We start from the raw sequence: 15,365 nt of genomic DNA, 5'->3' as shown, positions 1-15,365 counted from the left end.
TTAATTTACTTTTAACTTTCATCACCATCATGTAGAGAACTGAAAGTAAAATTTGAGAATCATCGCTATATTATATTGTTTATCATAAATTAAATGAATTCGTTAACACTTCTATCAGTTCCATCGCAAACAATCACCGCAATTTAGCATTTATGCAACACAAAACACTTCTCTTGATTCTGATCGCCATTACCGGAATCATTCTTGCGCTATTTACCATTGGCCCGCTTCTGACCGCTCCAGCCCCCACGGCGGTGAGTACGTTGTCGGCAGATTTTCCGGTTGAATCAGTGGAAATACCCGCACAGCAGGGAGTCACGGTGCATGGCTGGCTAGCCCGTGGCAAACCTGGCGGTGGCGTCGTGTTATTGGTTCATTCGATGCGCAGCAACCGGATGGAAATGCTCAGCCGGGCGCGCTTTCTGAAAGATCAGGGCTTCGGTGTTCTGTTTATTGATCTGCAAGCCCACGGCGAAACCGCTGGCGATCGCATCACATTCGGCCTGCGCGAATCGGAAAATGTCGAGGCATCGGTCGCTTATCTACGAACAACTTTCCCCACCGAACGCATAGGCGCTATCGGTGCTTCCCTGGGCGCTGCTGCGATTGTGCTCGCCAAACATCATCTGAAACTGGATGCCGTTATTCTGGAGTCTCTGCATCCGACGCTTGAAGAAGCGGTTAACAACCGCTTAAAACTGCATTTCGGCGATTACGGATCGGTCCTGCTGCCACTGGTGCTGTGGCAGTTGTCTTTTTATCTGGATACTCCCTCAGATGCGCTGAGTCCGATTGCACGGATCAATGACCTCGGTTCGCCCGTGTTGTTTATTTCGGGCACGGCCGATGCGCATACCACGCAAGCGGAAACCGAGCGTCTTTATGCTGCGGCGAGATTTCCCAAGGAATTATGGATCGTCCCCGGAGCACGGCACTTCAATATGCACACATACACAGGCAAGGAATACGAGCAGCGGGTCAGTGATTTTCTGTTCCATTATCTGCGCCGCAATGCGCAGTGACGGAAATAGCGCCGGTGTGCACGCATGAGCGGTTCTCCAAAGCGGAGATGTGATAAAGTGCCTGCCTGTTTTACAATGCGCACATCCACCGGCACAGCAATTCAACAACAAACAACTTATTAATATGATGCACTACCAGAATATTCTGCTCGCCATCGATTTTTCCGATCAAGGCCACTATGTTGCACAAAAAGCGCAATCACTGGCGCAACAGTTTAACGCTCAGCTCCACCTCATTCACGTACTGGATAATATCCCGATGCCCGACACGCCCTACGGCACTGTGATTCCGCTTGATGAAGATTCTCCGGATGATTTGCTGCAAACGGAAAAAAACAAATTGACCCGGATCGGCAATCAACTCGGTATCGCACCGGCAAGGCGCTGGCTGATCTGGGGTGAGCCGCAACAGGAAATCATCCGGCTGGCCGAACAAGAAAAAATTGATCTGATTGTAGTCGGTTCGCACGGCCGTCACGGGCTTGCCGTACTGATGGGCTCGACAGCCAAGGGAGTTTTATACCACGCGAAATGCGATGTACTTGCCGTCCACTTGTAACATCGTCCGGAAATAACACGAACGGAATCGCGGCATATCAGTTTTTCCAGAACTCCCACCATTTCTTCCCACCCACCTCGGGTAATTCGGCCAGATAAAAACTGTTCTGAAAATTCATCCGCATCACGCGTTCCGCATCGTCGCGCAAATCGTGCATTTGCAGCGCGTCGTAGGCTCTGATCATGATATACAAAGCTTCTTCGGTAGCCGGTGTGCGCGGATATTCCTTCACCACATTTTGCGCCCGGTTGGCTGCCGCGACATACGCCTTACGCTTCATATAGTAACGCGCCACATGAATCTCGCTCATCGCGATGGAATTCAGCAGATACGCCATGCGCTGCCGGGCGTCGGCAGCATATTTGCTGTCCGGGAAGCGCGTCACCAATTCTTTGAAATTCTCAAACGATTCATACGACGCTTTTGAATCACGTTCGCTCATATCCTGCTTCAACGGGCCTCGCATCAACGTCCCCATCATGCCCCAGTTATCGTTAAAACCCGATAGCGCTTTGATGTAATAAGCATAGTCCACATTCGGGTGATTCGGCTGCAATTTGATAAACCGGTCCGCCGCCGCGATTGCCGAGGCCGGTTCGTCATTTTTGTAATGCGCATACGCAATCTCAAGCTGCGCTTGCTGCGCTATCCGGCCATAGGGATAACGCGCTTCCAGCGATTCATACAATTTGATGGCTGCACTATAATTACCCTCATTCAGTTTATCCTTGGCTTCCGAATAAAACTTATTGGCAGACCAATCCTGCTGATCTTCCGTGCGTTCCGACAACAGACCTTGCGGCAGTAATTTACAAGCGGATAACGTTAACAGCAGAATAAAAGCTAAAATACGCAACATGATGAATTCCGTTAAAAACAAAGATACACCCGGGAATTATAACGCAAAGCCGCCGCAACCCGCATGCCGGGAATCAGCGCTGGATATCATTGAGCTGATCATTCCTGCCGATTTTGCCGGGCAACGCCTGGATCAGGCTTTGGCGAAGCTGTTACCCAACTGGTCGCGTAACCGGCTGCAAGCTTGGATTGGTGAGGACAGGGTCACGTTGAATGGCCGGAGCACCAGTGTCAAACAAAAAGTATGGGGAAACGAGCATGTCCGGATCTCACCGCAAGACAGTGCCGCGGAATCCATATACACGGCGGAAGCGATCAACCTGACAATCGCATACGAAGATGAAACCCTCATCGTCATCAACAAACCCGCCGGTCTCGTTACCCATCCGGGAAACGGCAATTGGCAAGGTACTTTGCTGAATGCCTTGCTGCATCATGCGCCGCAACTGGAGAAAGTGCCGCGCGCCGGTATCGTTCATCGTCTGGACAAAGACACCAGCGGATTATTGGTCGTGGCAAAAACACTCGAAGCGCAAACCAGTCTCGTGCGCCAGTTGCAGCAACGCACGGTAAAACGCGACTATCTAGCATTGGTTCTGGGTGAAATCATGCATGCCGGCAGTGTCGATGCGCCGGTCGGACGCCATCCCGTGCACCGTACAAAAATGGCAGTAACAACCAAAGGAAAACCGGCACGTACGCACTACCAGGTAATCGAAAATTTTGCCGGTTGCACGTTGCTGCAATGCAGCCTTGAAACTGGCCGCACGCATCAAATACGGGTGCATATGCACGCTATTGGATATCCGCTGGCAGGCGATCCGGTTTATGGCGGCACCCCCCGCAACACCAATGCGAAAACAGGGCAAGTATTAACCGGTTTCCCCAGACAGGCGCTGCACGCTGCACGGCTTGCGCTGACGCACCCGCACAGCGGACAGATCGTGCAATGGGAAAGCGTTATTCCTGATGATATGAATCATCTGCTGCAGAGATTGCGGCAGTACATCAAACCGGATGATGCTGAATAAAAAATGCGCCCGCAGGCGCATTCTTTGTCGTACCAATAAACTCTTGCATCATATTTCCATACCTCAAAAAGGCAAGATGGCGTCCAGTGAAAATAAAAACTGATCCTTATTCCCGCCAAATGGTCTGTACGTTGCCGTATGCAGCGATTCCGCTCTATCGTAGCGGAAATTGGGGCGGATATTCAAATTCTTCAGCCCTTTCCATTGAAGATTCAGTGTCTTGGCTGCTTTCCAATTTGCCCCGACGGTAACTGCATAATAATCAGCCGGTGTGCTGGCAGCCAGTTGAGTTCCGCCACCTAATGCGTAGCTGCTGCCAAGATAGTTAGTCGCCAAGCTTACCCGTCCTGGAGCAAAAACACGGAAACCATCGCGGTCGCGGAACCATTCGCCACGTACACCGATCGATAAATCCGGAGTCAAATCGTAATAGAGATGCATATTAACGCCGTACCACTGCGCATCTTTGACTACGCCGCCATACTTGAGGTTAGCCAGCAGCACATTATCAGCAAAACCGTGATCATGCTGCACAACTAAATGTGTCTTGTCCGTCAGCATATGTTTCAGGACTATACTGTACAATCCCCAAAAACTGCTGTTTCGTGTAGAAGTCGTACTGCCGGTGCCACTGACGTTGAAAGAAGTTTTGCGATCATCACTGGTCCAAGTTACGCCACCGATGCCACCCCAATTCTCCATCTGCTTGTCAAAATTACCATCCCAGCCGCCTGTCCCGCTGCCACCGATCGCACCTGCCATAGCAGTAAAATTTTTGTTAATAGTATAGTTGCTTAGCACACCCGTATGCGTAAAAGGCTCGCCGTATTGCATGGTATAAGCATGCGTATAAAAGAAGTTGTTTGGCGCCGGTACCGTTTCATAGCCGATCGGCGTATAAAAATGCCCCACTTTGATATTCAGTCCGTTACCAACAGGCGCATAGACTTCTGCATAGGCTTGAGGAATTGCAATGCCGTAGGTACGCAAAGAACTACAGCATATCCCCAGATCCCAGTTTCCCCGGTCGGCTAATGGCCGTCCATCGTTTACATCGAATGCAGGATTGCCATAGGCTTGGGTGAAGATCGCATCCGTTCCAAACATAAAATCAGCACGAAAACCGATATCCCAATCTTTTCCTTCTGTCCTGACCGGACGCTCCAGAAAGAAATTCAATTGATTCATTTGCACTCTGTTTGCTTGATCGGCAAATGTCACCGGACCGTTGAAACCGTCCGTTTGATATGGATTGAATGTCGCTCCGCCATGAACCCAGCCGCCGAATCTGATACCGCTGTTTTTTATTGCATTCATAATAGCGTTACTGCTGCTTTCCATACTGCTCACGCTGTTCGCTTGTACACCAAATGAATTCATACCGAGCAGCAGCAGCCCACCCGCCACGGCATGAGTCATTTGGTTTTTGTAGATCGTTTTATACACCATTCTCCCCCCTCCCTAAAAAAACTATAAAAAAGATACAAATAACAAAAAATAAAAACCTTAGTATGCATATGGATTGAACTCTAACACTGAATAGTTTGAAGGGTCAACGCAAACCTTCGGGATATCTGACTTATCGGAAAAAATACAACACAGAAAATCTGTGCCGGGCAGTCTCAGCATCGATACTTTACCGGTTATTGCAGCATTAACAGGAAATATAGCCGGATTCAATATTTTTTCTATAGCTTCCTGTTTCAGTTCTCATGATTCTTGCACATCCTTACCTTAATCACGCAAAACACCCGCCGTTGTTAAAGTTTTGAAACAACCGCTCCGTTAAAAGCAGCTCTAACAACAGTAGTTAAAAACCGCTTAACACCCTTTAAGCCGATTCTCACTAATAACTTTAAGTACGCGATTATGGAATTGATACCCATACAAACAACAGACTTGATAGTTGGTCAGCCGCTACCTTGGGATTTGTTCGATCAAACGCACCAACCCATACAGAAGCGCGGTTACATCTTCAAAACCGAGGATGAGTTAAGACAACTGGAAGAATCGCCGATTTTCCGCATGCAAAAACAAGATCCGGAGCAAGCTGAAGCCACGACGAGTTCACCGGGAAAAATCAGTTTTGAAGATATGCATCTCAAAGTGGGTCATAAAATGCATCTTACTTTAGCCACATACTCGAAAAATTCCGGCGAAAGCAATTCGTATGCAACTTCCATGATCGGTTATGTGCAAGACAGCACCCTGATTGTTTCAATGCCGGCATCCGATCAATTGATCGGCGAACCCTTTATTGAAGGCGATCAAATCAACGTTCGTTTAATTACCGGGCAGTATGCCTACAAATTCACCGTATTTGTCGACAAAATCATCAGAGTGCCGTTTAAATACCTGCATCTGTCTTTCCCCAAAGACATACAAGGTCAAAGTATTCGCAAGTCACGAAGAATTAAATGCAATTTCCAAGCGACCGTGGCCGAAAAGGCGATTCCGATCACGATCAGCGATCTCAGTATCTGCGGTGCCGGCATTACTTCTCATCTCCCTTTGGGCACACTAGGTTCAGTGGTCACCTTATCCTTTGTCATCGCCGTGCATGACCGGGAGATACCGTTGTCCATCAAGGCTATCATCCGGTCCGCCAAGCAAAGCACAAAGAAAAATCAGAAAATAATCTGTTCCGGTGTCGAATACGCCGGCATCAAGCCGGATCAAGTTTTTGCGCTACGCCACCTGATTTATCAAGAAATCGTCGAGCACCCTGAAAACGTCATTTGACTTGAAAAGCCGGTGAAAAAAATTTTTACCGGCTTTTTTCTGCTACCAGAAACCCCAGTTGCCTGTTATCACAATCCACACCCCCAGTATCCCGTTGGTAATCGCATGCGCCAGAATCGGTGCCCATAGCGTTCCGCTGCGCACGTACAGCAAACCATAAACGACACCGGCAAACAGTCCAGCCAACCATAAGCTATGCGCAAGCGCAAACAGCGCGGCTGCAATGCAGAGCGCCTTGAATCCTACATGAGCGGGATTTACCGCAAGGAAATTGGGATTTTCAATCCAGCGCATCAAAAACGACCGCCAGAACAGTTCTTCCATCACTGGCACCACCAAGGCCGCGCCGATAATTCGCACGGTCACCAGAAACCAGTCGATTTCACCGTTTTCGCGCGGATCGAAACCCACGGATTCCCCCATCACCATCCAATCCGCCGTCAGATTAATCCATGCGATAAATACCACGACGCCCGCTGCCAATGCGGCAACCCAGAGACGCAAGCCCGCCCCGGACGGCCAGCGCAATTCACTGTAAGCGCTTCGCATTACCCACAGCAAACCGGCGACAACGGCTATTTTTACCGCGTAGAGCATGCGCAGCTCGTTCGGCTCCCAGCCGAACTTCAATAGCGCGTCTTCCAGTATCATAAAAAAAACATAGGCGCCGAAAGGCGCTATCCGGTACAAATTGGTGCGGTCAACCATTGATCAATTCCTTATTAAAATTTTTGTGATGACGCGATTGATGATCAAAGCAACTACTCGATCCATTGATGCTATTTTGCAGTGTATAAGAGCGAGCAAAAATCAAAATGGGAAATAAAACCGCTTACCAGCCTTTTATCGCTTCTGAATGTAAGCGATATGACGATGGCGTTACAGCGCAAGCGGCAATTCCTGTTGACCGGAAGCCTCGGCTGCCGGCACCGCAGTCTCGGCGCAAAGCGCACTGACCTTCACGCCCAGCAAGCGAATCTTCTTCTGCAACGGCACCCGGCGTAAGCACTCCCCCGCGGCACGGCGTATCAGAACCGGATCTGCCGTGTGTGCGGAAAGAGAAAAATCACGTGTCACGGTGCGAAAATCCTCAAAACGCAATTTGATGCCGATAGTTCGCCCAACATAGCCCTTACGCTTCAAATCGTCGGCAACCTGCACGCACAATGCGGTAAATGCCTCGGATAAGCCGGAGCGATCCTGGCGCGGATGCAGATCGCGTTCAAATGTGGTTTCCCGGCTGATCGATTTGGGTTCCGCGTGGGTAATAACCGGCCGTGCATCGATACCGCGCGACACTTCATACAGCCAGATCGAATAACTGCGCCCGAAATGCATGTGCAGAAAACCTAGCTCGGCCTGCGCCAGTTCGGCAATTGTGGTAATGCCCAGCGAAGCCAGCTTGTTCGCAGCCTTCGGGCCGATGCCATTGATTTTTCGCACCGGCAACGGCCAAATGCGCTGCGGAATATCGGCCATGCTAAGGATCGTCAATCCATCCGGCTTCTCCAGATCGGAGCAGATTTTCGCCAGCAACTTGTTCGGCGTAATGCCGATCGAACAAGAAAGCCCGGTGGCCTCTTTCACCGCCTGCTTGATACGTTGCGCCAGCGGCAATGTTTCATCCGGTAAATCGGTCAAATCGATATAGATTTCATCAATACCGGAATCTTCGATGTGCGAAACGATGTCGGCGACGGCGGCTTTGAACAAACGCGAATAATGCCGGTAAATGGCGAAATCAACCGGCAACAGAATCGCATCCGGCGCCAGCTGCGCAGCTTTCATCACCCCCATGGCGGAATGCACACCCAATGCGCGCGCTTCATACGTGGCGGTGGTAATGACCCCGCGCCCGGTGTAATCGCGCAAGCGGAAAAAGCGCCGCTTGCCATCCACCTGCATCACCGGCTGATGTTCGTCCCGTCCGCCGATCACCACCGGCAAGCCGCGCAATTCGGGATAACGCAGCAACTCGACCGAGGCATAAAACGCATCCATATCCAGATGCGCGATCCGGCGCGACGGAGGATTCACGGTATTGGTCAACGCGATACTCATGCAGACTGTGATAAATTACACGGCGAATAAACCGCATCATTGTATATGAATACCCCAAGCGCTCATTTGAAAACACTGCCCTGCCCGTGCGGCAGCGCCCGGCATTACGAAGACTGCTGCGGCCGCTACCTGGATCAGGGCGGAACCGCCACTACCGCGGAAAACCTGATGCGCTCGCGCTACAGTGCATATACGCTGAAGCGCGAAGATTATCTGCTGGCAACTTGGCATCCCGGCACACGCCCGGCTTCTCTTGAATTAACCGGTCACCCCACCCGCCAATGGCTGGGGTTAACGGTAAAACGGCATGAACAAACCGGTACGGATCATGCCATCGTCGAATTCGTTGCGCGTTACAAAATCAACGGTCGCGCCCATCGCTTGCACGAAATCAGCCGGTTTGTGCGCGAAGATGAGCAGTGGTTTTATGTCGATGGTGACATTCTTTAAGTCCACCTACTTTTTACTGTGAGGAAATAATTTGAGTCTCGCGGGTGTTCGGTCAAATCGTGGTGACACTTACCAAACCCTTGTTGCGTTTGATTGGGCTCTGAGCATACTTTCAACCGATAAATACCAGTGGCTTGAAGTTGATTCAACTTCCTTGGATGCAAAGGGAAAACCGATAGCTGTCGACGACATAGTGATCGGTCTCTCTGACGGAGACCTGATCTGCTGCCAGTGCAAAAAGAACCAACCGGATTTTAATTCATGGTCTGTTACTGATCTTCGAGATGAATTGATCAAGGCCGCACAATTCATGACTATCAACCAAAAATCTCAGGTCATCTTCTATACACGCGGAAGCTTTGGAACTCTAGCAAAACTACGTGAACATTCAGCCACTCAGCCGGATGAGACTACATATCAAACAAGTCTGACCAAAGATCATCAGAAGACCGACACAGATTTGGCCAAACTTATAGCTAGCTCTGGAATCAGCACCTACAAGCTACTCCAGCAAACAATCTTTGAAACTTCCCCTGAATTCGGACGAATGCAAGAGCTTCTAAAGGAACGTCTGGCATATCTTGTTTCAAATTCAGAAGTTGCATTCAATGCATTATGGATGAGACTCGATTTGCTTGGAGCGCGGATCACAAATAATGGAAATTCTTCAACTCTACTCTCACACCGGCTTACCAAGGCTGATCTTCGCAATATCCTAACTGAATCAGGTGCGACTTTCGCCCGACCTATAGCGCAACAAGAAATCCAAAAATCGTTTGCCAATGCCTCCGCAGTCGGTCGTCATTGGCGTCGTGATATCGCTGGAAACCAGCTTTATGTTTCTGCTATCAGCGAGCTCCTCAATGCAATTGAAACGAGAAAACATTCGGTTCTGCTTACTGGAACACCCGGCTCTGGCAAGACATGCGTTCTTATGAAGCTGCGAGAAGAGCTGGAAAAGCGCCCGGACTTGGCTACCTTATTCATCCAAGCCCGTGAATATGCTAATTGCACAACACCGGAAGCAAGAAGTTCGCTTGGCCTGCCGAGTAACTTGATTGGTCAAGTTGGACGGATGTCTGATTACAGACATACCATTATCATCATTGACTCGCTCGATGTATTGTCCTTATCACGAGAGCATACTGTATTATCTTTTTTCCTCGCACAGATAGATCAGCTACTACTCATCCCAAACGTAACGGTAATTGCTGCTTGCCGAGAATTTGACCGGAAGTACGACCACCGCCTTTCCGAGCGGAAATGGGATCAAACAGTCAACAATGCACCGCTGGATTGGGAAACCGTAGTCGCTCCACTGGTTAGTCAAGTTGGAGTCGACCCAGCATCACTCGACACAATCACACGGAATCTGCTTCAAAATCCTCGGGAACTTGCGATATTCACAGATATTGCGCAACAAGCCGGAAGTTTCAATATTGCAACAAGCCAAGCACTGAGCCGAAAGTATCTGGAAACGATAGTACAAAGCGATGCAACTCTGGGCGAAACAGCCATGATAGCCATTGAACGGATGGCAAACCAGATGTTGAAATCACGGCAACTCGACATTCCACATGTGCAAATTCAAGTGTCGGATGAGATTTCCAAACGGCTCTTAAGTACTGGCGTGCTGCATCAAAATCAGTCCGGTAATATCGAATTCGGACATCAAACTTTACTCGATGTTCTCGTCGTCAGCGGAGCTGAACGGGATCAGCTTACTTTGAAGTCCTTTATAGAAAAACTTCCGGCTATACCTTTCGTTCGCCCAACGATCCGCGCTTATGTCGCGTATCTGGCGGCTGGAGATCGTTTAAGTTTTCGCCGGCAACTTCGCGCCGTATTTGATAGCAACGCAGCATTTCATATCCGGCGTCTTGTGGCGGAATCGTTAGCCGAACAAATTCCGCAAGATGAAGACTGGTCATTGATTCAGCATCTCCGTCGACAGCATCGCGAGCTCTTCAATTCGCTATATGAACACGGCTATGCCATCAAATGGCATCATTTCTGGCTTAAATTCCTAGTCCCCCATATAACGCAAGAACGCGACTCACAAAGTTTAATCGCACATGTATATCGAGTAGTTTCCTGGAAAAAAGCTGACCCAAAAGGCGTGCTTTCCTTTTGGTTGAATGCTTTGGAATATGATTGGGTAGAGCGTAACCGGGTTGCGCAGAACATCGCGCTTGAACTACGCGATATAGATTCAGACGCTGGAATTAATACAGGCCAGCTTCTCGAAAAACTTTTAATCCTACCGCATCAAAAAATCGATTTTTTGGGTGATGCAATTGCTCGGTACATCGATACTGGCGGAGCCAATGATACATTGCTGTGGCGTTATATCGCAGGCGATATCAAAGAAGAAGATTTATTAAAGTACCATTTCGACCATAAACTCAAGTGCGGCCTTAACGAATTCGCAAGCAAAGATTTTCTTTGTCAACGTATGCTGAAATCGGAGCATCTGCTGGATTTAGCAATTGCATCCATCGAGCAATGGAGCTTCATTCTTAGCAAGAGGTACCATAACAATCGAGATTGGCACGATAACTTTCTTAAGCATACCTCATACGACTCTATACATAGCCGCCATGACACCAGTCACGCCTCCGAAGAAACTATGTTATTCCAGGCAGTTGAAAACGCAATCATCCATCATGCCAAAGAACATACCGGCTGGTGGATCAATCACCGGACACAACTTTGTCGCAGCAATGAAGGTGCTTTGCGCTACTTCGCTATTTTGGCGTTTACCCATTCACCCAAACGTAATGTCGCTGAAATCGGAACCTTGATACTCGACAAAAAAATGCTGGAATCAAGGCTGAGATACGAGATTGGAAATTTGCTCAATGCTTCGTTTGTGTACTTGAATGCATGTACTCAGGATTCTGTACTATCGTCAATCCTGACTCTTGGAGACAATGAAAGCACTGAAGAAAATCCGTGGATACTTAGAACTCGTGTTGAGTTGATATCAGCAATTCCCGCTTACCTGCGATCCCCAGAGGCTCAGATGACATTGATTGATTGGGAGAGAAAACTTGGCCCTTTCACCCGGCAACCATATATCGATTCATGGAGCGGCACAGTCGCAGCACCTTTTTCGTATGAACGGTTTCTTTGTAGCACGGATGAGGCTGTGCTAAAAATTCTATCGCACTATACCAAAGAAGGCCGGAATGATTGGGAGCGCAATTTCTTAGTTGGAGGAGCGGAGCAGGTTGAATGGCAACTAAGCGAGGCTTCTTCGAGAAATCCGACTCGTTTTATCCATTTGTTAGCCGACCATTGGATCGATATCCCTGATCGTTTTAAAGACGATATTTTGAATGGTGTAGCGACTTATCTTGCCCAACGATATGGAAATCTGCACTTTGATACCAGTCAGTGGATACCGATTGAAATTTCTGATCCACAAGTCTTGGCAAGCCTGATTCTTGATGAAATTGAGCGGCATCCATCGTATTGGCATCATTGCCGAGCAGCAGCCAAAGCCCTAGAAGCCAGTGCAAACGTAATTGAGAATGAACATGACGCGACACGACTGCTTTTTATTGCGATAGGCTTTGCTAACTGCCAAGAATCCGATTTCGATAACGATGAAAAAGATTCCACACTTATCGGAATCAACATGATACGTGGTAATGCAGCTGAGGCCGTCATGATTATCGCCACACGATGGGCTGAAAAACACCGGCCATTTCCCGATTTACTTGAACCAACACTGAAACGTTTCGCTCGTGATCCTCACCCGGCGGTTCGTGCACTTATTTTGCAACGGCTACCCTATTTTCAAAGCCTTCTACCTGAATTGGGTTGGGAGATTTTCTATCCGGTTTTGGAGAATAGTAACGAGCACCTATGGAAAATTGCCGAGCCTTGTCTTTACCATGCATACCACAATCGCTTCAATGAAGTATCGCGAATTCTGGAACGCATTGTTTCTACTTCGACAGGAGAAACACTTGAAACCTGGGGGCGAATCTCCGCTCTCGCGGTTCTATCAGAACACATTAATTTACATGAATTCATCACCCAATTGCGATCGCTAGGCAGCACTGACGCATGGAAAGGGGCTGCATCCGTATGGTCGAATAACGAAAACCTTGCTCAACATCCCGAACAATGCTTTTTTGGTATCCGAGCCGGTTTAGAAGAGATAGGTAGTATTGCGCAAACCGTCGCTGGAGAAGTGTCAACACTGTTTGGGCAACACCAGCCACCCGCTCCTATTTCCCCTGACATCTTTGATAAATATTTATCCATCATCGAGCAGGATCAAAGTAATAGTCACTTTCATTTTTATGACATCGAAGATTGGCTCAATGCCGCATCACAGCTTAGGCCCGACGAAACACTCGATTCTGCAGAAAGATTAGCTGCTTTTATTCAAAGTACCAAGCGTCCCATATACAGCTCCGGAGCACTATCTCAATTACTGACGCGTTTGTTTCGTGAAGCCGAGGAAAGAGAGGAATCCGATGCAGGAACCACGCTACGCAGGGTAATCGCATTACAAGACTCATTCCTTGTTATCGGAATCAATGGATTGCAAGAATGGCTGCGCGATGCGGAAAGACCGTAAAAATAACTTTAAGGCAACATCAGTCCTGGCTCACAACGCCTCATACCGAATCTCCACCACCTCCAGTTCTTCCAATCCACCCGGCGTGTGCAACCTCACCACATCGCCTTCGCGCGCCTTCAACAATGCTTTGGCCAACGGTGAAATCCAACTGATGCGTCCGCAGCCGGGATCGGCCTCGTCCATGCCGACGATGCTGTAGGTGTGCTCTTTGCCTTGGCTATTGCAGACAGTCACAGTGGCGCCGAAAAACACTTGATCACATTCGCCGCGTTGCGCCGGATCGACCACTTCGGCGTTATCCAGCCGTTTGGATAAGAAACGCAAGCGCCGGTCGATTTCGCGCAAGCGCCGTTTGCCGTAAATGTAATCGCCATTTTCCGAGCGGTCGCCATTGGAAGCCGCCCAGGTAATGGTTTTCACCAACTCCGGGCGCTCCACTTTCCATAATTGATCGAACTCGTCTTTCAGCCGCTGATACCCTGCCGGTGTGATGTAGTTTTTCACCCCCTGCGGTAACTTCGGCGTATCGTCGGGTTCGTCGTCTTCTTCGTTTTCCTTGGTAAAGGCTTTATTCATACTTAACAATTGTCACCGGAAACAGATAAAACATTAAGATAACGGTCTTCCATCGTCATTTCAAGGCAACTCGACCGCAAGATCATGAAGAAACCTTACCAGCAGCCCAGCATCTAAGGAGTGTATTGTTCAGGAGGCCATTATCCATGTTAATGAACCGGCGCCAATTTCTGAGCATATCCGGCGCAACGGCCCTGGTGGCCGCATGCTCACCCCAAGCGCTCACGGCGCAACCGCTGGCGCATCATCATTCGCAATTCAAAGCGCCTGCTACGTTAAATGCGCTGCAAAATCTCATGCGGCAAAAAGATAAATTTCTCGGTTACCCGATCAACATGACGGCACTACCGGAAGCGTTCTTCGACTGGCGCAATGAGCTTGCGCGTGCCGGCTTGAACCGGTTTGCATTCAATAATGTCGGCAACCCGTACGATCATAGCCACATTCCTTTTAACAGCCATCCGTTTGAACAAGAACTGATCGATCGGTTCGGCGCGGTGTACGGATTCCCGCGCGAAAATATCTGGGGATTCTTAAGCAACAGTGGTACCGACAGCAATATGCACGGGCTCTACATGGGACGCACGATTTTGCAAAACCGCACCGGTGTGATGCCGAAAATTTACTTCACAGCGGAAGCGCATTATTCGATCCAAATTCTGCGGGATTTGCTGCATCTCGACTGGGTAGTGGTAGCAACCGATCCCGGCGGTGGCATGGATGTTAACGACCTGGAGCAGCAACTGAATGCCAATCGGGATCATCCCGCCCTGATCATCGCCACCATCGGCACCACGTTCAAAGGTGCGATCGATTCGATCGACGGCATCCAAGCCAAACTCAAAGGCCGGGAATCGTATCTGCATCTCGACGCTGCTTTGTTCGGCGGTTACTTGCCGCATACACCGTTTGCCGCCGATCTGTTGCACCAAGCAGCCGATCCGGTCACAGGTAAAAAACGCCAGCGCTACGACTCGATCGCCGTCTCGTGCCACAAATTCTTTGGCTTTCCTTCACCCGCCGGGCTATTCATTACCACGCGGACGAACTTCGAATCGTTTCTGGCGCCATTCAGCAAAATCCACGATCCGGAATATATCCAGCAAGTGCCCGGTACGATCACCTGTTCGCGCGATGCCGTCAAACCGGCCGAATTTTATTTCTTCAGCTCGGAATCCGCCTTTGCGCGCCAAGCCACGGACGCCAAAGCGGTGCTGGACAACACCGCTTATCTGCTGAAAGAAATGACCGGCCATTATCCTCATTTGCAACCGGTAAGCGCGAATGACCGCTCGAACATCGTTTATTTCAGAAAACCCACTGAAGCCGTGGTGAACCGCTATTCATTAGCAACCATGCGGCTGGAGAGCGGCAATCGACTCACACCTTACGCGCATGTCGTGATCATGCCGCACGCCAAGAAGGAAATCCTGGATCAATTCCTAACTGATCTGGGTAAAGCGTGA

At 49.2% G+C, this 15,365-nt stretch carries 12 protein-coding genes; 7 read left to right on the top strand and 5 right to left on the bottom strand.

The features are described 5' to 3' along the window. Positions 1-152: 152 nt before the first annotated feature. Together HRU78_01980 and HRU78_01975 are read left to right on the top strand one after the other, a co-directional pair. The gene (locus HRU78_01980; GenBank protein ID QOJ22561.1) at positions 153-1,022 is read left to right on the top strand and encodes an alpha/beta hydrolase; all 870 of its coding nucleotides are present in this window, start codon (positions 153-155) and stop codon (positions 1,020-1,022) included. 124 nt (positions 1,023-1,146) lie between these two features. Beyond that, positions 1,147-1,581 carry a universal stress protein gene (locus HRU78_01975; protein ID QOJ22560.1) on the top strand — a complete coding sequence of 145 codons (435 nt, stop codon included), beginning with the start codon at positions 1,147-1,149 and terminating at the stop codon, positions 1,579-1,581. Positions 1,582-1,618: 37 nt separating this feature from the next. Here HRU78_01975 and HRU78_01970 read toward each other — a convergent pair whose 3' ends face one another. Next, complete coding sequence (locus HRU78_01970) at positions 1,619-2,440, bottom strand: outer membrane protein assembly factor BamD (protein QOJ22559.1); 822 nt, start codon at positions 2,438-2,440, stop codon at positions 1,619-1,621. Here HRU78_01970 and rluD point away from each other — a divergent pair. Further along, entirely contained in the window at positions 2,439-3,470 is a 1,032-nt protein-coding gene (gene rluD / locus HRU78_01965) for a 23S rRNA pseudouridine(1911/1915/1917) synthase RluD (GenBank protein QOJ22558.1), read from the top strand. The two genes, HRU78_01970 and rluD, sit on opposite strands and share 2 nt — an antisense overlap. 63 nt (positions 3,471-3,533) lie before the next feature. On the opposite strand, the gene HRU78_01960 is transcribed toward rluD, so the two are convergent. Beyond that, positions 3,534-4,919 (bottom strand): porin, encoded by a 1,386-nt coding sequence (locus HRU78_01960; GenBank protein QOJ22557.1) that lies wholly within the window; start codon positions 4,917-4,919, stop codon positions 3,534-3,536. 420 nt (positions 4,920-5,339) lie between these two features. Between HRU78_01960 and HRU78_01955 the strand changes: the two genes are divergently transcribed. After that, positions 5,340-6,212 (top strand): flagellar brake protein, encoded by an 873-nt coding sequence (locus HRU78_01955; GenBank protein QOJ22556.1) that lies wholly within the window; start codon positions 5,340-5,342, stop codon positions 6,210-6,212. 42 nt (positions 6,213-6,254) lie between these two features. Here HRU78_01955 and HRU78_01950 read toward each other — a convergent pair whose 3' ends face one another. Next, the gene (locus HRU78_01950) at positions 6,255-6,920 is read right to left on the bottom strand and encodes a CAAX prenyl protease-related protein (protein ID QOJ22555.1); all 666 of its coding nucleotides are present in this window, start codon (positions 6,918-6,920) and stop codon (positions 6,255-6,257) included. Positions 6,921-7,091: 171 nt separating this feature from the next. After that, the gene (gene dinB / locus HRU78_01945; GenBank protein QOJ24873.1) at positions 7,092-8,249 is read right to left on the bottom strand and encodes a DNA polymerase IV; all 1,158 of its coding nucleotides are present in this window, start codon (positions 8,247-8,249) and stop codon (positions 7,092-7,094) included. Between the two features lie 69 nt (positions 8,250-8,318). On the opposite strand from dinB, the gene HRU78_01940 reads away from it, so the two are divergent. Together HRU78_01940 and HRU78_01935 are read left to right on the top strand one after the other, a co-directional pair. Continuing rightward, on the top strand, positions 8,319-8,723 hold the full coding sequence (locus HRU78_01940; protein QOJ22554.1) for an SEC-C domain-containing protein: 405 nt from the start codon (positions 8,319-8,321) through the stop codon (positions 8,721-8,723). Positions 8,724-8,754: 31 nt separating this feature from the next. Further along, on the top strand, positions 8,755-13,320 hold the full coding sequence (locus HRU78_01935; GenBank protein ID QOJ22553.1) for an ATP-binding protein: 4,566 nt from the start codon (positions 8,755-8,757) through the stop codon (positions 13,318-13,320). A gap of 30 nt (positions 13,321-13,350) precedes the next feature. Here HRU78_01935 and greB read toward each other — a convergent pair whose 3' ends face one another. Further along, positions 13,351-13,899: a transcription elongation factor GreB gene (gene greB / locus HRU78_01930; protein ID QOJ22552.1), complete on the bottom strand. Its 549-nt coding sequence runs from the start codon at positions 13,897-13,899 to the stop codon at positions 13,351-13,353. A 146-nt stretch (positions 13,900-14,045) separates the two neighbouring features. On the opposite strand from greB, the gene HRU78_01925 reads away from it, so the two are divergent. Beyond that, entirely contained in the window at positions 14,046-15,365 is a 1,320-nt protein-coding gene (locus tag HRU78_01925; GenBank protein QOJ22551.1) for a histidine decarboxylase, read from the top strand.

Source organism: Gammaproteobacteria bacterium (assembly GCA_015709635.1).
GTDB lineage: Bacteria > Pseudomonadota > Gammaproteobacteria > Burkholderiales > Nitrosomonadaceae > Nitrosomonas.
Note: the sequence above shows the minus strand (reverse complement) of the source record. Positions and strands in the feature narration are given on the sequence as shown.

Excerpts from the sequence above, each read along its gene's own strand:
- HRU78_01960 (QOJ22557.1), bottom strand. The coding sequence starts at position 4,919 with ATGGTGTATAAAACGATCTACAAAAACCAAATGACTCATGCCGTGGCG.
- HRU78_01940 (QOJ22554.1), top strand. The coding sequence starts at position 8,319 with ATGAATACCCCAAGCGCTCATTTGAAAACACTGCCCTGCCCGTGCGGC.
- HRU78_01975 (QOJ22560.1), top strand. The coding sequence starts at position 1,147 with ATGATGCACTACCAGAATATTCTGCTCGCCATCGATTTTTCCGATCAA.
- HRU78_01925 (QOJ22551.1), top strand. The coding sequence starts at position 14,046 with ATGTTAATGAACCGGCGCCAATTTCTGAGCATATCCGGCGCAACGGCC.
- HRU78_01980 (QOJ22561.1), top strand. The coding sequence starts at position 153 with ATGCAACACAAAACACTTCTCTTGATTCTGATCGCCATTACCGGAATC.
- HRU78_01970 (QOJ22559.1), bottom strand. The coding sequence starts at position 2,440 with ATGTTGCGTATTTTAGCTTTTATTCTGCTGTTAACGTTATCCGCTTGT.
- HRU78_01955 (QOJ22556.1), top strand. The coding sequence starts at position 5,340 with ATGGAATTGATACCCATACAAACAACAGACTTGATAGTTGGTCAGCCG.
- HRU78_01950 (QOJ22555.1), bottom strand. The coding sequence starts at position 6,920 with ATGGTTGACCGCACCAATTTGTACCGGATAGCGCCTTTCGGCGCCTAT.
- rluD (QOJ22558.1), top strand. The coding sequence starts at position 2,439 with ATGATGAATTCCGTTAAAAACAAAGATACACCCGGGAATTATAACGCA.
- greB (QOJ22552.1), bottom strand. The coding sequence starts at position 13,899 with ATGAATAAAGCCTTTACCAAGGAAAACGAAGAAGACGACGAACCCGAC.